The organism is Rhodoblastus sphagnicola (assembly GCF_002937075.1).
GTDB classification, from domain to species: Bacteria; Pseudomonadota; Alphaproteobacteria; order Rhizobiales; family Beijerinckiaceae; genus Rhodoblastus; species Rhodoblastus sphagnicola.
Map to the genome: position 1 here is coordinate 1 of NZ_NHSJ01000032.1, position 4729 is coordinate 4729.

The following is a 4729-nucleotide window of genomic DNA, read 5'->3' on the forward strand; positions in this document are numbered from 1 at the left end:
CTTCAGATTGTCGGGAACCAGTAGCCTCGGGACGCCGCCGAAAAAACGGAACATGCGCACATGCGCGCCGATCCAGTCCGGCAATTGCTGGGTCCAGGTCGCCTCGGCATAGGTGAGGTTCGAGGCGCCAAGCACGCCGACGAAAATCTCCGCCTCCCGGATTTCGCCGGTAGCGGGATCAACGATCCCGATCCGCTTGCCTGAGTAATCCACGAACGCCTTGTCGCCGGCGACATGGTGCTGGCGCATCACCGGCGTCAGCCGCCGTTCGAACCCGCGCAGCAAATCGCAGAACCTTGAATAGCCATAGCCTTCGGGATGGACCTCCCGATATTCCTCCCACAGGATCACCATCGTGACGCCGGGGCGCTTCAGTTCCCGCGCCAAGTCCGCCCAATCGGGCTCGACCCGCCGTCTTTGGCCAGGCGCAACGGCGGCGCGGCCGAAAAGCCGGCGTTCCAGCGCGTCGTCGGAGACATCCTCCGGCAACGGCCATATCAGCCCCGCCGCCGTCGCGCGTTTCAAACTGTCCTGGATCGTGCTGCGCGCCACGCCCAGAAGCCGGCCAATCTCGCGCACGCTCACCCCGTCGTGGTGAAGCCGTAACAAGTTTCGCAATTGTCGCATGCTCAGTTCCCGCTTCGCCGGCATTCCAATCTCCCGTCGATCATCGACGAGGCAGGAGTGCCGCAGTTGCTGGCCTGCGGTGAGCAAACTTCGAGAGCCAAAAACCCGGCTCAGGTGGCCGGCTTCATGTCGGAATGGTGGCCGGCTTCAAATCGGAATCCCGGCCGGCTTCAAATCGGAATCAGTGGCCGGATTGAATCGGAATTCGCACTCTTACCATTTCTGTCGGCTCAACCGCCGTGTTTGGTGGTGATGGAAGCCTGTGGCAGTCCCCATCATTGGGGTCGCGAAATTCAAGCGCTGGGCCACGATGTTCGCCTCATCGCGCCCGCATACGTCAAACCCTTTGTGAAACGTCAGAAGAATGACATAGCTGATGCCGAGGCGATCGCTGAGGCGGCGTCACGGCCGACAATGCGCTTCGTCGCGGTAAAGAGTGTCGAGAAGCAGGCCTCGGCGATGGTTTTCAAAACACGCGATCTCCTGGTGCGTCAGCGGACCCAGACGGTCAACGCGTTGCGGGGACATTTGGCGGAATACGGCGTGATCGCTCCGCAAGGACTGGCAAACCTTGACCGGCTTGTGTCGGAGGTGAGGAGTTCAACCAGCGGATTGCCAGCCATCGTCACCGAACTTTCTGAGCTGCTGCTTGAACATATCGCCGCTCTCGACGAGCGGATCGCAAATTTCGACCGGCAACTGCGCGAGCAGGTCCGCACAGATGAAACAGCCAAGCGACTGACAACCGTTCCCGGCATCGGCCCAATTTGTGCTGCGGCGATAGTAGCTTTGGCGCCGTCGCCAGAAATCTTCGCCAAAGGGCGCGACTTCGCCGCCTGGCTTGGCCTCACTCCGAGGCAGCATTCCACCGGCGGAAAGGCGCGGCTGGGGGCGGTCTCCAGGATGGGACAACGTGATCTCCGGCGCCTGCTGATTATTGGCGCCATGTCGGTCGTGCGATGGGCGGCGCGCCGGGGCGCTCCCGCAGGATCTTGGCTTGCGCGAATGCTGGCGAAAAAGCCGCGCATGCTCGTCGCCACGGCATTGGCGAACAAAATGGCGCGGGTCGTATGGGCGTTGCTCGCGCACGGCGGGATCTACGAGGTTCCAGCCGCCGCCTGAAAGGGAGGCGGCAGGGGCTGTCAGCGAATGTGGTGAGTCGAAGGAGGCTTATGGGCAAACGGTCGAAAGAACGGGATCGGGAAAACCAGTCCGCACCGAAGCGCCTCGAGCGCGCGTCAGCGTAATGGACCCGATCCGCGCACTTCCATAAGGGTCCGGGGCGTGTGACAGCCGCATCTTGAGGCCGGACACACGACAGCGCTCGACCACATGTCCATGACCGAATAAGATTTCACTTGCATTCGTGGGGGCGTCCACACACGGTGCGGCTATGCCACAGGCTGTCCAGTTGGCCGTTAACGGCGAAGAGGCGAGCGTGATTTTGCAAGACGCCGGCTCGATGTTCGACGGTCGGAGCAGTGCTCGTATAATTCCGCCACGACCGCTACGATGGCAACGGGCGCTGTCGTCTTGATCTGGTCGAGTTCCGCTTCTGGAATGTCGGGCATCATTCGTCGACCGACCGTATGAGGTGGCCCTGGTTGGCTGGACAGGCCTGCGGCGTCGCTTCAATCTCGCCAAAATATCGCACTTCGCCGGTTCGGCCAGATTCCGCGATCGCGACCGCGAGCTTCGCCTTCGACGCATCGAATCCAATGCAAGTGATGCTATCATCGTCCATGGGCGGCCCCCTTTGCTGGGGATAGGCTTAGAGACGCCAAGTAACCCCCGTTTGCTCAAGCGCGCAAAGGTTAAGGGCGGACCACCCGGTAGGCCACGGTCATAGCGCTTAATGCGTCGTATCCCGCTCAGGATCGCCGTAGGTGATGCCACATGCCCAAGTCCGCCCCGCATCGTCGGCATAGACAAAACCTAGCCCCTTCGCTTCAAGAGCAGCTCGAATTGCAGCTAGATTGTTCCCAATCGGAATTCGGCGACCTTTCTCAAAGTCGCGAACCGTCGAAAGTGAAACATTCGCGGCGGCGGCGAGGTCGGATTGCGACCAGCCTAGCCAGCCACGAGCAGCACGGCATTGTTCAGGCGTCATGCGGGCAATCTAGCAACGACGCCCATATTCGTCAATGTCAACGAGTTTTATTTACATCACTAAGGGTGACGCCTATAACTTATGTCAACGAAAAACAGTGGCAGCAGGGCAATGGCGCAACACTTCCTTCTCTCAAAACATGCGAGGAGCCTGAGCCTCGCTCGGGTTGTCGCATGCCCGAGATGGAAGCCGCCGAATGGATTTCGCCATGACCGACAAGCCCACAAACGGACCGTCGAAAACATTCCGAGTATCGCCGGAGAGATTTCTACCGAAGCGAGCGCCAATGCTCCATTCTTCTATTTCGAGGGTGCCCCGTTCTATGGGTACATGGGCGGGGTTGGAAAAATGGTTATAGAGATATCCAGACAAATTACCCTGGACCCGGGTAGCGGCGTTTTGGTTGAAAGGGTCGTCGTTGGCCATTTGTTGGGGAAGCTCGATGGCATGCGGCCACTTAAGACTGCGATTGAGGGAATTCTTTTCATGGCGTAACCCCCGTCGAGTCGGGCGCGAACGCTATAGCTTTTCTCCAAAGCGCACACGACAACATCCTAGGCTCCCGCCAACCCTCCGCAATATCGTCGGCTGCATCATCCCCAGCCCTGCGCGATCAATATCTCAGCCGAGTTTGGTCTCAAAAACCCACCACCAGCCGCGCCCGGCTCGCGCTATTTCCCGATCTAGCGACTTGAACGCCCATAGGCGCCGCCGAGGCTAACGTCACCGCGTCTTCGTTCAATCCGGCTTCAAATCGGTTCGCTGTCGTCGCGCCTTGTCATTGTCGCCGCGAACCGATTTGAAGATCGTGTCCCCGCGCGTGGTGTAGGACGCCGGGAGAAAGCGGCTCGCGAAGCGCGCTGCCCATAGCGCCGTAGCGAGCGAGCGGCTTTCGGCGGCCACCGACGATTCTCCGGTTAAGTTCGGGTTGCGAGACACCAACGCAACCGAGGAACCACCGATGACCGATGAGATGATGAACCTTCGCGCGCTCGTGGAAAAGGCGCCCGACGCCGATATTCTGCGTGAGATGATCGGCTTTGCCGCCGAGCGGCTGATGGAGATGGAGGTCGCCGGCCTGACCGGCGCCGACTATGGCGAGAAGAGCGCCGAGCGCCTCGCCCAGCGCAATGGCTATCGGGCGCGCGACTGGGAGACGCGGGCCGGCACGGTCGAACTGCGCATCCCGAAGTTGCGGAAAGGCAGCTATTTTCCGGGCTTTCTGGAGCCGCGCCGCATGGCCGAGAAGGCGCTGACCGCCGTCATCCAGGAGGCCTATATCCAGGGCGTCTCGACGCGCTCGGTCGATGATCTGGTCAAGGCGATGGGCATGAGCGGCATTTCCAAGAGCTAGGTCAGCCGGCTGTGCGAGGAGATCGACGGCAAGGTCAAAGCCTTCCTCGACCGCCCGATCGAAGGCGACTGGCCTTATCTGTGGATCGACGCCACCTACGTCAAAGTCCGCGACATCGGCCGCATCGTCTCGGCGGCGGTGATCATCTCGGTCGGTGCCAACGCTGATGGCCGTCGCGAAGTGCTGGGCATGGATATTGGCCCCTCGGAGGCCGAGCCTTTCTGGACGGATTTCCTGCGCAAGTTGCGCCGCCGTGGGCTGCGCGGCGTCAAACTGGTGATCTCCGACGCCCACGATGGCCTCAAGAAGGCGGTGTCGAAGGTGCTGACCTCCAGTTGGCAGCGCTGCCGCGTCCACTTCATGCGCAATGTCCTCGCCCACGCCACCAAGAGCGGGCGACGCGTCGTGTCGGCCTTCATCGCCACCGCCTTCGCCCAGGACGACGCCGAGGCCGCCCGCGGCCAATGGCGCAAGGTCGCCGACCAGTTGCGGCCAAAGACGCCCAAACTCGCCGCCTTGATGGACGAGGCCGAGGCGGACGTGCTCGCCTACATGGCGTTCCCGGCGGCGCATCGGACCAAGTTGCACTCGACCAATCCGATCGAGCGCCTCAACGGCGAAATCAAGCGGCGCACCGA

General features: G+C 61.3%; 5 protein-coding genes and 1 pseudogene. 2 read left to right on the forward strand and 4 right to left on the reverse strand.

Annotated features, from left to right (window positions below; genetic code table 11):
• A partial coding sequence (locus CCR94_RS03320; protein ID WP_146089838.1) for a helix-turn-helix domain-containing protein occupies positions 1 to 651 on the reverse strand: 651 nt, incomplete at its 3' end.
• Positions 652 to 753: 102 nt separating this feature from the next.
• Between CCR94_RS03320 and CCR94_RS03325 the strand changes: the two genes are divergently transcribed.
• Positions 754 to 1749, forward strand: coding sequence for an IS110 family RNA-guided transposase (locus CCR94_RS03325; RefSeq protein ID WP_246781512.1), 996 nt, complete (start codon positions 754 to 756; stop codon positions 1747 to 1749).
• Between the two features lie 448 nt (positions 1750 to 2197).
• Here the strand turns inward: CCR94_RS03325 and CCR94_RS24930 are convergent, their stop codons facing one another.
• The 3 genes from CCR94_RS24930 to CCR94_RS24935 form a co-directional block, all read right to left on the reverse strand.
• A complete protein-coding gene (locus CCR94_RS24930) occupies positions 2198 to 2371 on the reverse strand; it encodes a hypothetical protein (protein WP_158254601.1) in 174 nt (57 codons plus the stop codon).
• A 108-nt stretch (positions 2372 to 2479) separates the two neighbouring features.
• A complete protein-coding gene (locus tag CCR94_RS03330) occupies positions 2480 to 2737 on the reverse strand; it encodes a helix-turn-helix domain-containing protein (protein ID WP_104506459.1) in 258 nt (85 codons plus the stop codon).
• Positions 2738 to 3475: 738 nt separating this feature from the next.
• On the reverse strand, positions 3476 to 3640 hold the full coding sequence (locus tag CCR94_RS24935) for a hypothetical protein (RefSeq protein WP_158254602.1): 165 nt from the start codon (positions 3638 to 3640) through the stop codon (positions 3476 to 3478).
• Positions 3641 to 3698: 58 nt separating this feature from the next.
• On the opposite strand from CCR94_RS24935, the pseudogene CCR94_RS03340 reads away from it, so the two are divergent.
• A pseudogene (locus CCR94_RS03340) lies at positions 3699 to 4729 on the forward strand (IS256 family transposase); the annotation flags it as partial.

Bases quoted from the DNA above. Each gene is read 5' to 3' on its own strand.
- CCR94_RS03325 (WP_246781512.1), top strand. From the start codon at position 754: ATGTCGGAATGGTGGCCGGCTTCAAATCGGAATCCCGGCCGGCTTCAA.
- CCR94_RS24930 (WP_158254601.1), bottom strand. From the start codon at position 2,371: ATGGACGATGATAGCATCACTTGCATTGGATTCGATGCGTCGAAGGCG.
- CCR94_RS03330 (WP_104506459.1), bottom strand. From the start codon at position 2,737: ATGACGCCTGAACAATGCCGTGCTGCTCGTGGCTGGCTAGGCTGGTCG.